General features: G+C 45.5%; 16 protein-coding genes and 1 pseudogene. All 17 read left to right on the forward strand.

Translation table 11 applies throughout. The features are described from left to right. Positions 1–110: 110 nt before the first annotated feature. The 17 genes and pseudogenes from pilM (at position 111) to astD (ending at position 19,301) form a co-directional block, all read left to right on the forward strand. On the forward strand, positions 111–1,091 hold the full coding sequence (pilM, locus tag VTH8203_RS17390; RefSeq protein ID WP_096994801.1) for a pilus assembly protein PilM: 981 nt from the start codon (positions 111–113) through the stop codon (positions 1,089–1,091). Then, a complete protein-coding gene (locus VTH8203_RS17395; RefSeq protein ID WP_096994802.1) occupies positions 1,092–1,691 on the forward strand; it encodes a PilN domain-containing protein in 600 nt (199 codons plus the stop codon). It begins immediately after the preceding gene. Further along, on the forward strand, positions 1,691–2,287 hold the full coding sequence (locus tag VTH8203_RS17400) for a type IV pilus inner membrane component PilO (protein ID WP_096994803.1): 597 nt from the start codon (positions 1,691–1,693) through the stop codon (positions 2,285–2,287). Before VTH8203_RS17395 ends, VTH8203_RS17400 begins: the two co-directional genes overlap by 1 nt. Then, a complete protein-coding gene (locus VTH8203_RS17405) occupies positions 2,271–2,783 on the forward strand; it encodes a pilus assembly protein PilP (RefSeq protein ID WP_158296180.1) in 513 nt (170 codons plus the stop codon). Before VTH8203_RS17400 ends, VTH8203_RS17405 begins: the two co-directional genes overlap by 17 nt. Further along, positions 2,783–4,491: pseudogene (locus VTH8203_RS17410) on the forward strand (type IV pilus secretin PilQ). Before VTH8203_RS17405 ends, VTH8203_RS17410 begins: the two are co-directional and overlap by 1 nt. 195 nt (positions 4,492–4,686) lie before the next feature. Further along, positions 4,687–5,211 carry a shikimate kinase AroK gene (aroK, locus tag VTH8203_RS17415; protein ID WP_096994840.1) on the forward strand — a complete coding sequence of 175 codons (525 nt, stop codon included), beginning with the start codon at positions 4,687–4,689 and terminating at the stop codon, positions 5,209–5,211. A gap of 28 nt (positions 5,212–5,239) precedes the next feature. Next, on the forward strand, positions 5,240–6,325 hold the full coding sequence (gene aroB / locus VTH8203_RS17420) for a 3-dehydroquinate synthase (RefSeq protein ID WP_096994805.1): 1,086 nt from the start codon (positions 5,240–5,242) through the stop codon (positions 6,323–6,325). A gap of 94 nt (positions 6,326–6,419) precedes the next feature. Next, positions 6,420–7,865: an AAA family ATPase gene (locus VTH8203_RS17425; RefSeq protein WP_096994806.1), complete on the forward strand. Its 1,446-nt coding sequence runs from the start codon at positions 6,420–6,422 to the stop codon at positions 7,863–7,865. Between the two features lie 122 nt (positions 7,866–7,987). Then, the gene (locus VTH8203_RS17430; RefSeq protein WP_096994807.1) at positions 7,988–8,812 is read left to right on the forward strand and encodes a Dam family site-specific DNA-(adenine-N6)-methyltransferase; all 825 of its coding nucleotides are present in this window, start codon (positions 7,988–7,990) and stop codon (positions 8,810–8,812) included. A 94-nt stretch (positions 8,813–8,906) separates the two neighbouring features. After that, positions 8,907–9,584, forward strand: coding sequence for a ribulose-phosphate 3-epimerase (gene rpe / locus VTH8203_RS17435; protein ID WP_096994808.1), 678 nt, complete (start codon positions 8,907–8,909; stop codon positions 9,582–9,584). Between the two features lie 17 nt (positions 9,585–9,601). Continuing rightward, positions 9,602–10,282, forward strand: coding sequence for a phosphoglycolate phosphatase (locus VTH8203_RS17440; RefSeq protein ID WP_096994809.1), 681 nt, complete (start codon positions 9,602–9,604; stop codon positions 10,280–10,282). A gap of 150 nt (positions 10,283–10,432) precedes the next feature. Then, positions 10,433–11,449, forward strand: coding sequence for a tryptophan--tRNA ligase (trpS, locus tag VTH8203_RS17445; protein WP_038230950.1), 1,017 nt, complete (start codon positions 10,433–10,435; stop codon positions 11,447–11,449). 276 nt (positions 11,450–11,725) lie between these two features. After that, positions 11,726–14,341 carry an ExeM/NucH family extracellular endonuclease gene (locus tag VTH8203_RS17450; protein WP_167385839.1) on the forward strand — a complete coding sequence of 872 codons (2,616 nt, stop codon included), beginning with the start codon at positions 11,726–11,728 and terminating at the stop codon, positions 14,339–14,341. A gap of 126 nt (positions 14,342–14,467) precedes the next feature. Next, on the forward strand, positions 14,468–15,049 hold the full coding sequence (locus VTH8203_RS17455; RefSeq protein ID WP_096994811.1) for an aminodeoxychorismate/anthranilate synthase component II: 582 nt from the start codon (positions 14,468–14,470) through the stop codon (positions 15,047–15,049). A 388-nt stretch (positions 15,050–15,437) separates the two neighbouring features. Continuing rightward, on the forward strand, positions 15,438–16,655 hold the full coding sequence (locus VTH8203_RS17460) for an aspartate aminotransferase family protein (RefSeq protein ID WP_096994812.1): 1,218 nt from the start codon (positions 15,438–15,440) through the stop codon (positions 16,653–16,655). A 73-nt stretch (positions 16,656–16,728) separates the two neighbouring features. Beyond that, positions 16,729–17,748 (forward strand): arginine N-succinyltransferase, encoded by a 1,020-nt coding sequence (gene astA, locus VTH8203_RS17465; RefSeq protein ID WP_096994813.1) that lies wholly within the window; start codon positions 16,729–16,731, stop codon positions 17,746–17,748. 95 nt (positions 17,749–17,843) lie between these two features. Further along, positions 17,844–19,301: a succinylglutamate-semialdehyde dehydrogenase gene (astD, locus tag VTH8203_RS17470; protein ID WP_096994814.1), complete on the forward strand. Its 1,458-nt coding sequence runs from the start codon at positions 17,844–17,846 to the stop codon at positions 19,299–19,301. Positions 19,302–19,304 lie beyond the last annotated feature (3 nt).

Below are 19,304 nucleotides of genomic sequence, written 5' to 3' on the forward strand. Positions count from 1 at the left end.
AATTACTTGTACTCTAGACCAAAAATTTACCTATTCGGGTTAATTAACGCTTATTTGAGCGTCGATCTCAACCTTTTCACGTTGTTAATGCATTCGTTGAGGTTATTTAAATGGCAAGAAAATGGATTACAGGTATCGATATCGGCCATCACAGTACCAAAGCCGTGGTGCTGAATTATGAAGACACCGACATCAAAATTGTAAACCAACTAGAGCTTAATGGTTGCGGCGCCATTTTCGCTGATCCGCATACGCTCAAACATCAAGAAACTGTAAAGAAACTTAAAATTCTACGAAAGATCGCGCCTATTTTCCATAAAAAAGCGGCAGTCACGATTCCAGCAAGTGCTGTAATGAGCAAAGTGATTACGCTGGACGCGCGATTGGCAGAAGATGAATTAGAGTATGCTGTGTATCAAGCGATGAATTATCAGTCCCCGTTTGACAATGATGCGCTGGCGCTCGATTTCGTTGCTGACTGTAACAACCAACCGAGCATTAATGGCGAGAATATCGCGTATCAGGTCCATGTCACTCGCCGACATACTATGGATAACTGGCAGCAGGCTGTGAAAGCAATTGGCTTTAAACCGGAATTGGTTAGCAGTAATGTTCATTCTTTGCGCAGTTTTCACAAGCTATTGCTTAGCAAATTTCCACACCTGAGCCGTAGAGTGTTGATCGATATTGGCCACACTTATGTTTCTTTATTGCCGCCAAACTTGTTACCAATCGAATTACATAAAGTCTGGATGTTGCCGTCTGAAGATGAGGTCAGTCTCAGTTTTCAGACATCTTATAAGCCTGCTATTACCCTACGTTTGGACGCGGCGCTGCTCAAGGCGAATACCCAGCTGCAACTCTACCGTTCTATGCTAAATGGCAAAACGATTGATGGCATACTGGTTACAGGAGGGCATGCCAATGATGACGAAATGATAAGCATGATTGCCAGTCGCACTAACATGACTGTCGAAAGCATCAATAATTATCTTCCCTCTTTTACCGAAAACCAGTCGCAAATAGGAAGTGCGTTTGTCACTGCTTTAGGGACTGCTTATTCCGCGATCCAATGGTTCAAGGAGCGCTAAATGTCGACCATTAATCTGTTGCCTTGGCGTGAGCATAAACGACGTTACCACAGACAGCGATGCATTCTGCTGCTCACTTGTGCCGTGTTGTTCGGTTATCTCATATCCGCGTTAATCGAGCGTTATTTGGCTGCAGAAATGACACGCCAACTTCAGCGCCTTGACTATCTGCAACACGCTATCAGCGAACAGCGTCAGAAAGTGAATCGGTTATCCGATGTGATGACGCAGTATGAGGAGTTCGATGATCGCCTTGAATACATAAAAACGCTGCAATTGAAAAGAAGCAAAACAACCGCGGTGATGAATCTCATTCCGATGCTTGTTCCTCAAGGGGTGTATATCGACAAGATACGTATGAGAGGAGATCGTTTTAAGTTGTCTGGCATTAGTGAAAACACGGCGCTTCTGGCCCAGATGTTAGAACGCTTTGAACGAGAGCTTGCGGTTACGTATGTAGAAATGCACTCCATTGTTCACGATCGTCAGCGTTTTAATAATAGCTACCAAGCTTTTGAATTGTCATTCCAAGTGTCGTTAAACCGCTTGCTGCCAGAGATGACACCGCGCAACGATCCAAAAAAAGGGGGTAGTCAGTGATGCTGGACTTTGACTTGGATGACATTAAGGATTGGCCATTCAGGCATCAAGTTATGCTGAGCTTGCTGGTTGGTGTCATCACAATGGCGATCTCGTTATGGCTAACTGCACGCTCTCAGTTCAATGAAATACAATACGCCACACAATCGGAGCATCGCTTGAAGCTAGAGCTGAAATCAGTGGTCAAACGGGCTGCGAACCTCCCTCACAAGCAGCAGCAACTGGATCTGTTAATCAATCACTATCAACAGTTACTTCATCTTTTACCCGCGCAGCAAGAGCTGGCTAGGTTGCTTGCCGGTGTTAATGAAGAAGGTCTACATAACCAGTTAACGTTTACTCGAATCGATTGGGGGAAAAGAGTAGCGGATAACTTCCTTTACAGGTTGCCAATTAACTTAGAGCTGACCGGGCATTACAACGATATCGGACATTACAGTCAAGCGATTGCAGAATTGCCTCGCATGGTACTTATCGAAGACGCAGAGTGGCAACGCGTCAGTCAGGAGAGCAGTGTGTTGCATTTTCGCGTTCAAGCTGCGACGTATCAGCTAGTTGAAAAGCCAAAGGATGGGAATAGTGTTAGTCAGAATTAATATTGTACTCCTTAGTAGTGTCATATTGTTTGGTTGTTTAGCAAATCAAGAACCGTTAGAGCCATTTGTTACTCAAACACTGCGGGACGCTCAGCTAACGCATGCCCGAATGCCCTTGTTTACTCCAATTCAAGCGATCAAGTTTCATTCTGTCACTCAAGGAACACCTTTTAGCTTGCCTGAAGCTGCTCAGGAGCACTCATCATCCAGTGCAAATTTGTCGTGTTGGCAGCCCAAACAGCGCAGCAAAATGCCGCTAGAACGCTATTTGCTTAGCGAGTTGCAGTTAAAGGGGGTAATGGGAAAAGGAGAGCAATTAACTGGTTTGGTCGCCATTCCCATTAACCAAGTGGTCGCGGTGAAAGTCGGGCAGTACATCGGTGAAAACAGTGGTCTAGTCAAACAGATAACACCAGATAGTTTGGTTATCCATGAAACGCTTCCGGATGGACTTGGCTGTTGGCGTCAAAGGAAAATGACATTGGCACTTAAGTAATGGAGAGTCTGACGGTGACGAATAAGAAAGTAGTTTGGTGTGGGCGTCTTTTCTGGGTTTTGGTGTCGTTATGCAGTTTTGAACTGTTTGCGAAGGCGTCTAGTAACACCATCACTGATGTCTCATTTGAGTTAGATAAGCAGCGGCGCGCGGTCATTGTTGTCGAGCTCTCTCAAGTAGGCAGTGTCGTGGATATTAGCGCTGATAATCAGGCGGTTAATATCGTGTTGAAAAAAACACAAATAACGTCAGAACAGTTGGCAATTTTGGATGTGACAGACTTTGCGACGCAGGTAAAGGTCATAGAACTGTTCGATGACAATCCAGATGCTCGAATCCGCGTTGAAACGGCCGCGCCGGTACACTATCAATATACGATACAAAATAAGCAGTTGAGAGTGACTGTCTTGCCCTTGTCTCAACAGCAAACGGATGAACAAACATTGTTAGGAGAACATAGTAAGAAGCTTACATCCATCAACTTTCAAGACATTCCTGTTCGCAGTGTATTGCAGCTATTAGCCGATTATAACCACTTTAACTTAGTGGTATCAGATAGTGTCCAAGGTAATTTAACCTTACGTCTAGACGGCGTGCCGTGGACCGAAGTTCTCGATATTATATTACGTGTCAAAGGGTTAGATAAACGCGTCAAAGGCAACATCATCTTGGTGGCACCGAGAGCGGAGTTAGATTTACAAGAGACACAAGCCTTAGAGAAAAGCCGTTTGGCCGAGCAAATTGGTCAGCTCAAATCGGAAATCATTAACATTAACTATGCTAAAGCGGCAGATGTAGCGGCCATGATTGGTGGAGATAGTGATGTCAGTATGTTGTCTGAACGAGGGTCAGTTGCTATCGATGAGCGCACCAACGCCTTATTGGTGCGAGAACTGCCTGAAAATCTTAGTGTGATTAAAGAGATCATTGCCTCTCTCGATGTACCTGTGAAACAGGTACAAATTGAAGCGCGGGTGGTTACTATCAAAGAGGGCAATATTGAAGAGTTGGGGATACGATGGGGTTATACCTCGATTCATGGTGATACCACGATAGGTAGTACAATAGAAGGTAACCTCGCGTCTTCGGGTATTGGCGGGGGAGAGGTTGATATCGATGACTTGTTAAATGTTAACCTTGGCACGTTGTCGGATAACGCCGCCAGTATTGCCTTTCAAGTAGCAAGCTTAGGTTCAAATACGTTGCTTGATTTGGAGTTATCGGCATTACAAAGCGAATCGAAAGCAGAAATCATCTCCAGCCCCGTCTTATCACCACCAATAAAAAGTCGGCCTATATAGAGCAAGGAACGGAAATTCCTTATTTGAAATCGACATCAAGTGGTGCGACCGCGGTCGAATTTAAGAAAGCGGTCCTCTCCTTGACGGTGACCCCACAAATCACACCCGATAATCGTCTAATTCTCGATCTGGATGTGACCCAAGATAGAGTTGGGGAAGTATTGAAAACACTAGAGGGCGAGACCGTAGCGATAGATACGCAAAGAATAGGAACTCAAGTATTGGTTAACGATGGTGAAACCGTGGTACTAGGTGGGATTTTTCAACACGCGATGACCAGTAAGGTGGACAAAGTGCCGCTGCTTGGGGATATTCCAGGGTTGGGTGCATTATTTAGACGAACCTATGAAAACATTGGTAAGAATGAGTTACTGATCTTCGTGACCCCTAAGATTATTACTCAGTAACTAACTGTAAATTATCGAATAATTCAAAAGGACTAAAAATAAAGTTGCATTCAAGACACCTTACCTTGATAATTTCGGGTCTTATCACGACTTATCTGTGAGGAATCGGTGCCACAAGCCCTTTTTTCCGAGGCTTCTTTTCGGTCTTTTCTTGTGGCGATGTCATTGAATTAACGTTGTAAATTAATGCTAAACATGGCTGAGAAACGTAATATTTTTCTTGTTGGCCCTATGGGTGCCGGCAAAAGTACAATCGGTAGACACCTAGCTCAACAACTACACATGGAGTTTGTTGACTCTGATACAGTAATTGAAGAGCGTACAGGCGCAGACATCGCATGGGTGTTTGACGTTGAAGGTGAAGAGGGGTTCCGCAAACGCGAAGAATCCGTTATTAACGATCTTACCGAACAGCAAGGTATTGTACTTGCTACAGGTGGTGGTTCAGTTAAAAGTAAAGACAACCGTAATCGCCTTTCTGCGCGTGGTATTGTTGTCTACCTTGAAACAACCATCGAAAAACAGCTTGCTCGCACAAATCGCGACAAAAAACGCCCGCTGCTTCAAACGGACAATCCGCGCGAAGTGCTTGAGTCTCTAGCGGACGAGCGCAATGATCTATACAAAGACGTGGCGGACTACGTGGTTCGTACCGATGATCAAAGTGCAAAAGTGGTAGCCAACCAGATCGTAAAAATGCTAGAAGAAGGTCAAGTCTAACTTTCTTTCTTCAATAGGAGAGCAACCCATGGAACGGATTACGGTCGATCTTGGTGAGCGCAGCTACCCAATTTCAATTGGTGCCGGGTTATTTAATGACTCGGCTCAATTTGCCCAAATTCCAGACGGAAAATCAGTGGTTGTTATTACCAACACCACCGTTTCTCCCCTCTACGCTAAAGCTATTCTCCAGCAGCTTGATAACAAAGGTTGCAAAACCTCTTTACTCGAACTGCCTGATGGCGAGCAATACAAGACACTAGATACTTTCAACACGGTGATGACACACATGTTGTCGGGCAATTACGGCCGCGATGTGGTGGTGGTTGCCCTTGGTGGTGGCGTAATCGGTGATCTTGTTGGCTTCTCTGCCGCTTGCTATCAACGTGGGGTGGATTTTATTCAAATCCCAACCACGCTTCTATCCCAAGTTGATTCATCTGTGGGTGGCAAAACGGCGGTAAACCACGATCTTGGCAAAAATATGATTGGCGCTTTTTATCAGCCTCAATCTGTCATCATTGATACCGACTGCCTGAAAACTCTGCCTGAACGTGAATTCGCGGCAGGTATTGCTGAGGTGATAAAGTACGGTATTATCTATGATGAAGCCTTCTTTGAATGGCTTGAGGAAAACCTCGATAGGCTTTATGCCTTGGATCAACAAGCACTGACTTATGCTATTGCTCGCTGCTGTCAGATTAAGGCTGAGGTTGTGGCTCAAGATGAGAAAGAGTCGGGTATTCGCGCGTTATTGAATCTAGGTCATACATTTGGTCATGCGATTGAAGCCGAACTAGGGTATGGTAAATGGTTACACGGAGAGGCCGTCTCTTCCGGTACAGCCATGGCCGCCCATACTGCTCATTTACTTGGCGATATCAGCGCTGAACAAGTACAGCGTATCATCACGTTGTTAGAGCGCGCTAAACTGCCTGTGCATACGCCGGAATCCATGAGCTTTGCAGACTTTATCAAGCACATGATGCGTGATAAAAAAGTCTTGTCGGGTAAATTACGCCTTGTGTTACCAACCTCTGTTGGTACTGCTCAGGTGGTCTCTGACGTTCCGAGTGACATCATAAAACAAGCTATCGATTTGTGCCGACAGTAGTGTTGCTATTGTCGCTGCGATGGAAAGTAAGTTAGATGTGAGGCTCCGTAAAGGGGCCTTTTTTAGGTTTAATGACTAGGTAGATAGGATCAGAATGAGTTTGTCGTATGAGCTGCGAGTGTTAGAACTGGATTCGCAGACCCAACTGCTAGAGCGTGTGCAGCTACTGACTCAATTTGCGTCGAGTTTTGTCGTTATCAAGGGTGACGCTGGTGCGGGAAAAACGTGGCTTGCACACCGTTATCTCGAAGCTTGGGCACATGGCAAAAATCAATCTCTAATTACCTGTTTCGCAAATCAAGATGATGAAGTGAATCGCAGTAATATTCTTCGTCAGCTATTTCCTCATTCAATGTACAGTGCAACAGATTCATTGCATGAAAGCGTTGAGCGAATTCTTGACGGTGAGGCAAGCAACATTGTTATTGTCGTCGATGATGCTCAGCACATTTCACAAGCTTTACTCGCTGAGCTTTGGCTGCTGTATACCGCCTCTTTGCATGTCACCAAACAGAACATCAGTATTGTATTGTTCAGTGCCAGCGATTCGCTTAGCTCTCGATTGTCTCGATTGAGTCATGGCTTTGACAATAAGCCGGTAGAGTTGGATATAGACGCGTTGACCGACGTGGAGGCTGAGCGTTTTTTTGACACTATGGTACTACGCTATATAGATGAAAGCGTTGAAAAAAGAGTCAAAAGTGCGTTTACTAACATTACACCGCTCCCGGGTGAGATTCTGGCGTTAGGAGAACAAAAGATGGAAAAGAAGGTGATTATTCGTTCATTGGTTGGTTCACCTGCCAAGATTGCAGCGACAGTGGCGGTGATCGTTCTGCTGCTGTTCTTAGGCTATAGTTGGTTGCTAAAATCGCCAGCAACGCCGCCTACAGAACCCAGCGAAGTACCGATTGAGCAAACGGTGATACCTACCTTAGATGGCCCCACTGATGCCGCTACTGAAGAACAAGCGAAAGGGGCAAATAAAGAAATGCCCTCTCAGCTGGAACCGACGGACGATACCGCCTCCCTTCCTCCTGCTGTTACTTCAGAAACTGCGAGTGTCGGTGTGGCAGAATCTGGTGAACGCGTTGTCATTACCTCAGATGTTGTTGATGCTTTGCTTGATGACAACACCGAGGTTGCGGTGACAAATGCTGCTGAGATTCAAAATGTCGTGACGCCAAAAGTGGATGTGGTGGATAATGTACAAAAGCCGCAAACACCGATTACGTTTTCCTTTGCTCGTGAGGAACTGAATGCCTTACCTGTAAACCACTACACATTACAAATCGCTGCGATGACGGAGCTAAAAGATGTACAACTGTTTTTGAATCAACATACGTTTGATAAACCAGTTCGTATATATCCAACATTACGTGGTGATGAAAAATGGTATATCGTGACTTACGATGTGTACCTAAGTATTCAAACCGCACGTGATGCAGCAGAAGCCTTGCCTGAAGATATCCAGTCTCTTGGGCCTTGGCCAAAATCGCTTAGCCAAGTGCAGCGCGAGATTACTCGTTGGAAAGAGTGATCTTTTACTGGGCGTATGAGTGATTTTCACAGACCTTTCTACTAGAAAGGTAAACATAACAAATTGAATTATGATATATTCCCCAGCCTTAATTTTTGGGGTGGCAGTAGATAGAGCAAGTAATGAAAAAGCAACGCGCCTTTCTTAAGTGGGCTGGTGGAAAATATGGCTTGGTTGAAGACATTCAAAAGCATTTGCCAGACGCAAGAAAGCTGGTAGAGCCTTTCGTTGGTGCTGGGTCTATCTTCCTTAATACTGACTATGAGCAGTATCTGCTTGCTGATATCAACCCCGACCTAATTAATCTCTATAATCTGTTAAAAACAGATCCAGAGACTTATATCTCTGAAGCTAAGCGCCTATTCACTGCTGAGCATAATCGCAAAGAAGTGTATTTGGATATACGTGCTCAGTTCAATCAGAGTGACGATGTCTTATTTCGCTCTGTCGCCTTTCTCTATATGAACCGTTTTGGTTTTAACGGCTTATGTCGTTACAACAAAAAAGGCGGTTTTAACGTCCCATTCGGTTCTTATAAAAAACCGTATTTTCCCGAAAATGAGCTGATATTCTTTGCGGAAAAAGCCAAGAGAGCCACGTTTGTTTGTGAGGGTTACCACGACACCTTTAAGCGTGCTCGAAAAGGCAGTGTTATCTACTGCGATCCACCATACGCACCGTTGTCGAACACGGCCAACTTCACCTCTTATGCGGGGAACGGGTTCAGTCTTGATGACCAAGCGGCACTTGCTGATGTTGCTGAACATGCGGCGTTTGATCGTGGTATTCCGGTGCTCATTTCTAATCATGACACGACATTAACGCGTCGCTTGTATCATGGTGCACAGCTTAACGTGGTCAAGGTGAAGCGAACCATCAGTCGTAATGGTGCTGGTCGCAATAAAGTCGATGAATTATTGGCGTTATTTGAGCCGCAAGATCAATAACTGTCTGGTAAGGACTAGGATTTAATCAACCGCTTCGGTAGAATTGCGCGAACTTGGCGATAGTCGCTGGCTTTGAATTCAACTGAGGTTAGGTATGAAAGACTTTTTAATTGCTCCATCCATTCTCTCCGCAGATTTTGCTCGCCTAGGTGAGGACGTTGAAAAAGTACTCGCAGCGGGCGCTGACGTGGTTCACTTTGATGTGATGGACAATCACTACGTTCCTAACCTGACGTTTGGCGCACCAATCTGTAAAGCACTGCGCGACTACGGCATTACTGCGCCAATTGATGTTCATCTAATGGTTAAACCTGTCGATAGCATTGTTCCTGATTTTGCTAAAGCAGGTGCGAGCATGATTACTTTCCATGTAGAAGCCTCTGAGCACGTTGATCGTACCCTGCAGCTTATCAAAGAGCATGGCTGTCAAGCTGGTGTGGTACTTAACCCAGCAACGCCTCTTTCTTGCCTTGACTACATTATGGACAAAGTGGATTTGATTCTGCTGATGTCGGTAAATCCAGGCTTTGGTGGTCAATCTTTTATTCCTTCGACGCTAGATAAGCTACGTGAAGTTCGTAAGCGTATTGATGCATCAGGTCGTAACATTCGTCTAGAAATTGATGGTGGTGTCAAGGTCGACAACATTCGTGAAATCGCCGAAGCAGGTGCTGATATGTTTGTTGCTGGTAGCGCTATCTTTAATCGTCCAGACTATAAAGAAGTTATCGACGAAATGCGTGCAGAACTTGCAAAAGTCACCAGCAAATAGATTCGGAATTAGTAGACATGAGCGCAATTAAACTCGTTGTTTTTGATTTGGATGGTACGCTGTTGGATAGCGTACCTGATTTGGCGTTGGCTGCTGATCAGGCAGTTCAAGAGCTGGGCTACCCGAGTGTCACCGAAGAGCAAGTTCGTGACTATGTGGGTAACGGTGCCGATATTCTTATTGGTCGTTCATTAAGCCAAAACATCAATGTTGATCCTGAGTTATCGCCAGAGTTGCTGGCTAAAGCTCGTACCCTATTCGATGACTTTTACCAAGCTAGTGGGCATAAGCTAAGCCATTTATATCCAGCTGTGCATCAGACATTGGATACCTTGGTGGCAAATGGTGTTACTTTAGCTCTGCTTACCAATAAACCATCGAAGTTTGTGCCAGAACTGCTCGAACAGCATAAGCTAGATAAGTATTTTAAGCATGTTCTTGGTGGCGATGCGTTCCCAAAACGTAAACCGGATCCGATGGCACTGCATTGGTTAATGGAACAAGAACAAGTATCTGCTGATCAGGTGTTGATGGTCGGAGATTCCAAAAACGACATCTTGGCGGCGCGTAATGCAGGCTGCCTAGCGTTTGGACTCACTTATGGTTACAACCACGGTGAACCGATTGCCAGTGCGAATCCTGACTTTGTGGCTGATATCGTGTCGAACGTGCTTGAAGCCGTAGGAATTAACGGTTAAATCGCGACAAAAAGTGCGTTGCTGAGTGAAAAGCCAAGCAAAGTACTAGAAATATACTCGCCAATGAGTACACTGCTAGAACCGCGTAAGGAATTACGCGGTTTTTCATTATCCTAATTATCTCGTTAAGAAGTCGAAGGAATCATTATCATGAGCAAACCCATCGTATTGAGTGGTGTTCAGCCGTCAGGTGAACTAAGTATCGGAAACTACTTGGGTGCTCTACGTCAATGGCAACAGATGCAAGATGATTACGATTGCCAGTACTGCGTGGTTGACCTGCATGCGATTACAGTTCGTCAAGATCCGAAAGCACTGCATGAAGCGACACTAGACGCACTCGCAATCTGCCTTGCAGTTGGTGTTGATCCGAAGAAGAGCACGTTATTTGTACAGTCACACGTACCTGAGCATGCTCAACTTGGTTGGCTTCTTAACTGTTATACCCAAATGGGTGAACTGAATCGCATGACTCAGTTTAAAGACAAATCTCAGCGTTACGCCAATGACGTTAACGTTGGTCTTTATGACTATCCAGTGCTAATGGCTGCCGATATTCTGCTTTACGGCGCACATCAAGTACCAGTGGGTAGTGACCAGAAGCAGCACTTAGAGTTAGCGCGTGATATCGCGACTCGTTTCAACAATATCTACAGCCCTGAAGCGCCGATTTTCACCATTCCTGAGCCTTATATCCCAACGGTGAACGCTCGTGTAATGAGCTTACAAGATGCGACTAAGAAGATGTCTAAGTCGGATGATAACCGTAAGAACGTGATTACTCTGCTTGAAGAGCCTAAGTCGATCATCAAGAAGATCAATAAAGCTCAAACCGATGCTGAGACACCACCACGCATTGCCAACGATTGGGAAAACAAAGCGGGCATCTCTAACCTAATGGGCCTTTACTCTGCAGCAACGGGTAAAACGTTTGAAGAAATTGAAGCGCAATATGCGGGTGTAGAGATGTATGGTCCGTTTAAGAAAGATGTCGGTGAAGCGCTGGTTGCTATGCTTGAGCCAATTCAAGCAGAATACCACCGTATTCGTGCCGATCGTGCTTATATGGATGAAGTCATGCGTCAAGGCGCTGAAAAAGCCTCTGCTCGTGCTGCAGTGACGTTGGCTGAAGCCTACAAAGCAGTAGGTTTTGTGACTCGCCCATAGCACAAGCTGTACTTCAGATATTGAAAAGCCCTTTGGTTCGCCAAAGGGCTTTTTCGTTGTTATCGCATAATCTCGACTTACTAACGTTTCCTGTTGAATTTTTGGCACAGACGAAATTGTTCAAACTTCGAATGAGAGGTGTCTCTCAGTTAACTGAATATTCATTGTTCATTTGCACTCTGAATGACAACACTCGTCTCGAAAATAATCATTTTCATATTCAATAAAGTGCAATAAAGGCAAGGGATAACATTGCCAGTTAATTCGAGGTGAATGATGACACGCACAAATAAAAAGCAGTGGTTAGCGTTAGCGATAACGTCCGCATTAGCCGGAGGTGCCAACGCAGAGATCTTTCTTTCGCAATATGTGGAAGGAAGCGGTTATAACAAGGCGGTTGAGATAGCCAACTCTGGAGATTTAGATGTTCAGTTGCTGGGTTACCAACTGGCTAAATCGCCAAATGGTGACGGCAGTTGGAGCACGCTAGATCTTTCCAGCTATGTGATACCAGCTAAATCAGTACTTGTGTTCGCAAACTCTCGCGCAGACGATACCATTTTAGGTGTTGCAACGCTTTCAACCTCTGATCAAGTATTGAATTTTAATGGTGACGACCCGATTGCACTTATGGATAGCAATGGCCAAATCATCGATATGATTGGCACGATGGGGGAGAACTTTGGGGCGGATAAAACCTTAGTACGCTATACGCCATTTCATCAGCCATCAGCGAGTTACCAACCGGACCAATGGGCGACACTGAGCAAGAATGATGTGACAGGTTTAGGTCAGTTGGATGATATAACGCCGCCGGAACCATTCCAATGTCTCGACAATGGTTCTGCACCATCCTTTACAGACATTCAAGCCATTCAGGGAGAAGGCAGCCGCTCTCCTTACATCAATGGTTACCCTTATATCACCAGTGAGCAGCATTTCGTTCAAGGTGTTGTGACAGCAGTGAGTTCGGGGATTAATCAAGGCTTCTATCTCGAAGCGCTGCAAGATGATCATAATCCGCTCACGTCTAATGGTTTGTATGTTTACACTCAGGCTAACCCAAGTCTATCGGCTGGTGATGTCGTTTGCGTTCGCGGCCAAATCCAAGAGTTCTATGGGCAAACTCAGCTTAAACTCAATGAACAAGATTGGTTTAAGCAAGGAGAACAAGCTGTCCCACAAGCGACAGCAATGGAAGTGCTTGAGTCCGATGAGAACTTTGAGCAGACATTAGAGCGTTACGAAGGCATGCTAGTGCGCCTACCAAAAGCGCTTGATATGCGCATTAGTCGCACCTTTGGTTATGACTATGGCGCACGTCGCAACAATATGGTGTTGACGCATGAACGCGTTAATCTGCATCCAAATCAGCAGTTTGCCGCAGGGTCTGATGAAGCTAAAGCACAAAGCGAAGATAACGGCTTACGTCGATTATTTGTTGAGTCACCAACGGCAGCACCAAACGGCAAAGTGCCGTACTACCCTGAATTTGGTCGTACCGATGTGGACCAAGATGGCAGTACGGAAGATTACATTCGTATCAACGATACCTTGTTCGATATTGAAGGGGTCATTGGGTACAGCTACGGTGATTACCGCCTGTTTGTGACGAATACTATTTCTGCTGATAACTTCGTTCGTAATACACCGCGCACTGAAGCTCCTGAGCTTGCTGAGCAGCCATGGAACAAGAAAGACCTACGTGTTGCGACCTTTAACGTTCTTAACTACTTTACCTCGCCATTCGGTGGTGATGAAAACCGCTTCGGCGGCAATCGAGGTGCTAGCAACTTTGCTGAGTTTGAAGTCCAGCAAGAGAAAATACTCAATGCGCTTATCAAGCTTGATGCCGACATTGTTGGTTTGATGGAAATAGAGAACAACGGCTTTGGTGACAATGGAGCCATTGCTCAGTTAGTCAGAGAGCTTAACGCTCGTATCGATAACAAGAAATTGCACTATGACTTTGTTTCGCTAGACAGTAATCAAGATGGTGTCACGGATAAGCTTGATGCTGTGGGTACCGATGCTATTACGACAGGCGTTATTTACCGTCCTAAGCAAGTGAAACTTAAAAAAGTGAACGTATTGGAAATGCCTCGACAGGTGGCGCCTGAAGTGCTGAATGACGATGGCAAAGTGATTGAAGATGGTAAGAACTACCAACGTAATACCCTAGCACCAACTTTTAAAGTGAAAGGGGCGAAAGAGAAGCTGACGGTAGCAGTCAATCATTTCAAATCGAAAGGCTCTAAATGTTGGGAAGATGCAGCTCCTGTTGCTGAAGGTGGTCAAGCAGGCAAAGATACTGATCAGCAAGGGTCATGTGAAAACTTCCGTGTTGCAGCAGCCGTTGCGTTAGGTGATGCGTTGGAAGCGATTAAAGGACATAAAATTGTCTTGGGCGATTTCAATGCATATGGAAAAGAAGATCCACTGCTGATTCTGACTGACTACAGTCAAGAGAAGTATGGCAAAACCATTCGTGCTGCTCGCAATACCTTTATTGGTGAGCAAGAACAATTTGGAGATGATGGCGCGGTCATTGACCACAGCTATGGTTATGTCAACGTACTGGGAGAGATGCACCCACAAGGTTGGAGTTATTCATACAATGATGAAGTTGGTGCGCTTGACCATATCCTGATTAGCTCAAGCTTGTCGAAACATGTCGTTGATGCCACTGAGTGGCATATCAATGCGGCGGAGTCGACGTTATTTGATTATAACGATGAGTACAAAGGAGACTTTCCTAAGTATCAAGACCATTACCGCTCTTCTGACCATGATCCTGCGGTGATTGATCTGAATATGCGTGGTGGTTCGGTTGGCTTAGTGGGTTTGTCAGCCATGTTGCTGTTAGGTCTACGTCGACGTAAACAAGGGTAATTGTTCTCTGCAGCAAGGTGTTTACAGCCTTGCTGCTTTTTTTCTCCCCATTTTTACTTGCCTTTCTGTCATCTTGTTGCAAAATACCGCCTTATTTTTCGCAAACTCAATACCACAGCGAGCGCTATGCTACTCATCATTGATAACTACGACTCCTTTACTTTTAACTTGTTTCAGTATTTTTCTGAACTGGGCGTTGAAGTAAAAGTGGTGCGCAATGATGAAATTGATATTGCCGGTATTGAAGCGTTAAATCCCTCTCATTTAGTTATCTCTCCAGGACCTTGTACACCTAATGAGGCTGGAATCTCCTTAGAGGTGATCAAACACTTTGCTGGTAAATTACCACTACTCGGCGTCTGTTTAGGGCATCAAGCGATCGCTCAGGTCTTTGGTGGCAAGGTGATTCGTGCCCGTGAAGTGATGCATGGAAAAACGTCACCGATTCGTCATAACAACAAAAGTGTGTTTGCTGGTCTTAATAACCCGCTAACCGTTACTCGTTATCACTCGCTAATTGTCGAAAAAGAGTCGCTTCCAGAGTGCTTTGAAGTTACCGCTTGGACTGAGTTAGCAAATGGTGATTTCGATGAAATTATGGGTTATCAGCACACGTCACTTTGCCTGCATGCGGTTCAATTCCACCCTGAATCTATCAAGACCGAACAAGGTCACGAACTTCTCAACAATTTCCTGTCTCAAAAATAGTCGATCTTGATCACTGTTTTCTGTTTTCTTATCTATCATAAGTTTTTCTTATTAAATTGAAAGTTTATTCGTTTTTACTGATGTTGGTGCTAGCAACACCTTATTTGCTGACTTTCTTAGTCAATAGTAGAAAAATAACTTCATTATAATTCATTTTTGATGCATAAATACTCATGCAAAAGTGTTGGGTTTTGCTCCTAGTATGCTTAAAAAGTATTTTTCACTATTGCTATGGTTAAATAAATGTAAATACAATGCTGCATCTGTGGAAAAGCGATAGAAAATCTTTTCTCCCTAACTGTGTTTAAAGGATCACTCTTGATCCATAAGCTAAAATGGAAAAGTGAAGCGCCTTTCTCCCACATGCTGTAATGAGAAGGAATGTGTTATGACAACGGAAAAAGCGGTTACTCGTGAGTGGTTTGATGAGGTAATGGTACCTTGCTACAACCCGATGGAAATGATCCCGGTAAAAGGCGAGGGTGCTCGAGTTTGGGACCAGCAAGGGAATGAATATATCGATTTCGCTGGCGGTATTGCTGTGAGTTGTTTAGGCCATTGCCATCCGGCGATGGTAAATGCAGTCACTGAGCAAGCGAATAAGATATGGCACCTAAGTAATGTCATGACCAATGAGCCTGCGCTGCGTTTGGCTAAAAAACTGACTGAAGTGAGCTTTGCTGAGCGAGTTTTCTTCGCCAATTCAGGAGCAGAAGCCAATGAAGCCGCGTTGAAACTTGCACGTCGCTGGGCTGCAGATGTTCATGGCACAGAAAAGTCTGAAATCATCGCCTTTAACCAAGGTTTCCATGGTCGTACTTTCTTTACAGTCACTGTTGGTGGACAAGCGGCCTATTCCGACGGCTTTGGCCCAAAACCAGGTGACGTATCACATATTCCTTATAACGACATCGCGGCGCTTGAGGCACAGATGTCAGAAAAAACCTGTGCAGTGATGATGGAACCGCTGCAAGGTGAGGGCGGTATTGTTTCTCCTCAGCCTGAGTTTGTTCAAGCCGTTAGAGAATTATGTGACAAATACAATGCCCTACTTATTTTTGATGAAGTGCAAACTGGTAATGGTCGTACTGGTCACTTTTATGCCTATCAAGGTTTGGGTGTGACGCCGGATATTTTGAGCACAGCCAAGTCTCTTGGTGGCGGCTTCCCGATTGGTGCCATGCTAACGACTGAAAAACTTGCTGCTCACATGAAAGTAGGGACGCACGGTTCGACTTATGGAGGCAACCCGCTCGCATGTGCGGTAGCAGAAGCGGTTGTGGATGTGGTGTCGAGCCCTGATGTTCTGGCTGGTGTCGAAGAGCGTGAAGCATGGTTCCGTGAAGGACTACAGAAAATAAACGATAAATACGGTATTTTCAGTGAAATTCGCGGAAAAGGCCTACTTCTTGGTGCCGCTTTGAATGAAGAATGGCAAGGCCGTGCTCGCGATGTTCTAGTTGCAGCAGGTCAGCAAGGGTTAATGGTATTGGTTGCCGGGGCCAATGTGGTTCGTTTTACGCCATCACTCGTCATTACCAAGCAAGAAGTGGAACAAGGACTAGCTAAACTCGATAAAGCGATCAGCACGTTAGTAGCGGCGTAAGTTTAGTTAGTAAATAGATACTCTCTCGGATGTTTGGATGTGCCGAGAGAGTTTGCGTCAGGAGGGATTATTGATGCTTGTTGTTCGTCCTATCTCTATGTCTGATTACGATGCGCTGCATACTTGCGCGGTAGAATCAGGACACGGTTTTACTTCTCTTCCGGTGAATGAAGAGCTTCTCACTAACCGAATTACCCATTCTGAATACAGTTTTGCCAAGCAAGACGTGACCTCGCCGACCGATGAAGGTTATTTGATGGTTGGCGTCGATACCGACACTGGCGAAGTGGCGGGTACCACAGGTATAGAAGGTGCGATTGGCTGGGATGTCCCTTTCTATTCTTATCACATCAGTACCGTCGTGCACTCGTCGCCAAAACTTAACGTCAATAATGTCGTTAAGCTTTTGACCTTCGGTAATAACTACACTGGGTGCAGTGAAATTTGTACCTTGTTCTTACGCCCTGAATTTCGTCGTGGATTGAATGGTCGTTTGATGTCTAAATGCCGTTTCTTAATGATGGCAGAGCATCCAGAACGTTTCTCTAAAACGATTTTTGCTGAAATGCGCGGTGTGTCCGATGCGGAAGGCAATTCTCCATTTTGGAAATGGTTACAAGAGCATTTCTTCTCTATTGATTTCACGTTGGCGGATTATCTGACCGGTATCGGTAAAAAAGGCTTTATCGCAGACTTAATGCCTAAACTCCCAATCTATATCAACTTACTCAGCAAAGAAGCACAAGAGGTGATTGGGCAGGTGCATGAGAATACCCGTCCAGCCTTGAAACTACTTGAAAACGAAGGCTTCACCTGTCGTAATTATGTCGACATTTTTGATGCTGGCCCAACAGTTGAATGTGACCTTCGCAATATTCAAGCGGTTCGCGACTCTTTCCGAGCTCAGGTAGCGATTGCAGAGCATTCAAGCTCTCAAGATTATTTGGTCGCCAATACCTCGTTTGAGAACTTTCGAGCGGTGGCGGCTAAAGCGGCTTATGACCCAGCAAGCGGTAAGGTATTACTCACGGTGGAAGCTGCACAAGCACTGAATGTCGCTGAAGGCGATATGGTGCGTATGCTGGCTCAATAACAGTCAAATAATAAGATGGTGGTCGATTAGCACTACTGTTTAGAGAAGCGGAAACACCGCTTGCTCTTTGCTCACATAATTTAAGGAACTTCACTATGACTCAATGGATCGCAGGGAACTGGGTTGCAGGCCAAGGTGACGCTTTTCAGTCACTGTCCCCTTACAACAACCAAACTATTTGGGAAGGTCAATCAGCGACTGCTCAGCAAGTTGAAAGCGCAGTTGTTGCTGCTCGTCAGGCATTTATCGAGTGGAAGAAGCGTCCATTTGAAGAGCGTGAAGCCATTGTTTTGGCTTTCGCAGAGAAAGTGAAACAGCGTAGTGAAGAGATTGCCATCGCCATCGCCAAAGAAACGGGTAAACCGCTATGGGAGACGCGCACTGAAGCGGGAGCGATGGCTGGTAAAATCGCCATTTCCATTCGTGCTTATCATCAGCGTACCGGCGAGACCCAACGCGAAGCAGCGGGCAACCAAATCGTCCTCCGTCACAGGCCTCTTGGTGTCATGGCTGTCTTTGGGCCGTATAACTTCCCTGGTCACCTACCTAACGGTCATATTGTGCCTGCGTTACTGGCTGGGAACACCGTGGTCTTTAAACCATCTGAGCAGACGCCACTTGTCGGTGAGTTAGCCATGAAGCTTTGGGAAGAGGTAGGTCTTCCATCTGGTGTCATTAACCTTGTTCAAGGCGGCAAGGAGACGGGCATTGCGCTTGCTGATTCTAAAGGTATCGATGGCGTATTGTTCACAGGTAGCGCCAATACGGGACACATTCTGCATAGGCAATTTGCGGGGCAACCGGGCAAGATGTTAGCGCTAGAAATGGGCGGCAATAACCCGCTGGTGATCAGTGAAGACTTTGGGGATATTGATGCTGCGGTTTATACCATTTTGCAATCGGCATACATCAGTGCTGGACAACGCTGTACCTGTGCAAGACGCCTTTATGTGCCATTTGGGCAAAAAGGTGATCAACTGGTTGAACGCTTAGTTTCTGCAATTGGTAAGATCCGTATCGATGAGCCTTTCGCCGAGCCAGCTCCGTTTATGGGGCCACAAATTTCTGATCAAGCGGCTGACCATATTATTGCTGCACAAGCCGAATTGGTGAAGCTAGGTGGTAAGAGTTTAGTGGAAGCGAAGCGTCTACAAGCTGCCTTTGTTACGCCTGCGTTGATTGACGCAACGGATATCGAGCAGCTTCCAGATGAAGAGTATTTTGGTCCCTTGTTACAGCTAGTTCGCTACGAAACGCTACCGCAAGCAGTAGAACTCGCCAACGATACTCGTTTTGGTTTGTCGGCAGGTTTGATTTCGCAAAGCGATGAAGAGTGGCAGTACTTCGTTGACCATATTCGTGCAGGTATCGTAAACCGTAACCGTCAGCTTACTGGAGCGAGTGGTGATGCGCCATTCGGAGGACCTGGTGCATCAGGTAACCTAAGACCCAGTGCTTTCTATGCGGCCGATTACTGTGCATACCCTATGGCGTCCATGGAAGGAGACAATACCGAGCTTCCTGCAACGCTAAGCCCTGGTATTGAACTCTAAGGA

It is taken from the genome of Vibrio thalassae (assembly GCF_900089835.1).
Taxonomy (GTDB): Bacteria; Pseudomonadota; Gammaproteobacteria; order Enterobacterales; family Vibrionaceae; genus Vibrio; species Vibrio thalassae.

What these genes read in the sequence shown, in the direction of transcription:
- pilM (WP_096994801.1), top strand. Translation starts at nt 111, where the DNA reads ATGGCAAGAAAATGGATTACAGGTATCGATATCGGCCATCACAGTACC.
- VTH8203_RS17395 (WP_096994802.1), top strand. Translation starts at nt 1,092, where the DNA reads ATGTCGACCATTAATCTGTTGCCTTGGCGTGAGCATAAACGACGTTAC.
- VTH8203_RS17400 (WP_096994803.1), top strand. Translation starts at nt 1,691, where the DNA reads ATGCTGGACTTTGACTTGGATGACATTAAGGATTGGCCATTCAGGCAT.
- aroK (WP_096994840.1), top strand. Translation starts at nt 4,687, where the DNA reads ATGGCTGAGAAACGTAATATTTTTCTTGTTGGCCCTATGGGTGCCGGC.
- aroB (WP_096994805.1), top strand. Translation starts at nt 5,240, where the DNA reads ATGGAACGGATTACGGTCGATCTTGGTGAGCGCAGCTACCCAATTTCA.
- VTH8203_RS17425 (WP_096994806.1), top strand. Translation starts at nt 6,420, where the DNA reads ATGAGTTTGTCGTATGAGCTGCGAGTGTTAGAACTGGATTCGCAGACC.
- VTH8203_RS17430 (WP_096994807.1), top strand. Translation starts at nt 7,988, where the DNA reads ATGAAAAAGCAACGCGCCTTTCTTAAGTGGGCTGGTGGAAAATATGGC.
- rpe (WP_096994808.1), top strand. Translation starts at nt 8,907, where the DNA reads ATGAAAGACTTTTTAATTGCTCCATCCATTCTCTCCGCAGATTTTGCT.
- VTH8203_RS17440 (WP_096994809.1), top strand. Translation starts at nt 9,602, where the DNA reads ATGAGCGCAATTAAACTCGTTGTTTTTGATTTGGATGGTACGCTGTTG.
- trpS (WP_038230950.1), top strand. Translation starts at nt 10,433, where the DNA reads ATGAGCAAACCCATCGTATTGAGTGGTGTTCAGCCGTCAGGTGAACTA.
- VTH8203_RS17450 (WP_167385839.1), top strand. Translation starts at nt 11,726, where the DNA reads ATGACACGCACAAATAAAAAGCAGTGGTTAGCGTTAGCGATAACGTCC.
- VTH8203_RS17455 (WP_096994811.1), top strand. Translation starts at nt 14,468, where the DNA reads ATGCTACTCATCATTGATAACTACGACTCCTTTACTTTTAACTTGTTT.
- VTH8203_RS17460 (WP_096994812.1), top strand. Translation starts at nt 15,438, where the DNA reads ATGACAACGGAAAAAGCGGTTACTCGTGAGTGGTTTGATGAGGTAATG.
- astA (WP_096994813.1), top strand. Translation starts at nt 16,729, where the DNA reads ATGCTTGTTGTTCGTCCTATCTCTATGTCTGATTACGATGCGCTGCAT.
- astD (WP_096994814.1), top strand. Translation starts at nt 17,844, where the DNA reads ATGACTCAATGGATCGCAGGGAACTGGGTTGCAGGCCAAGGTGACGCT.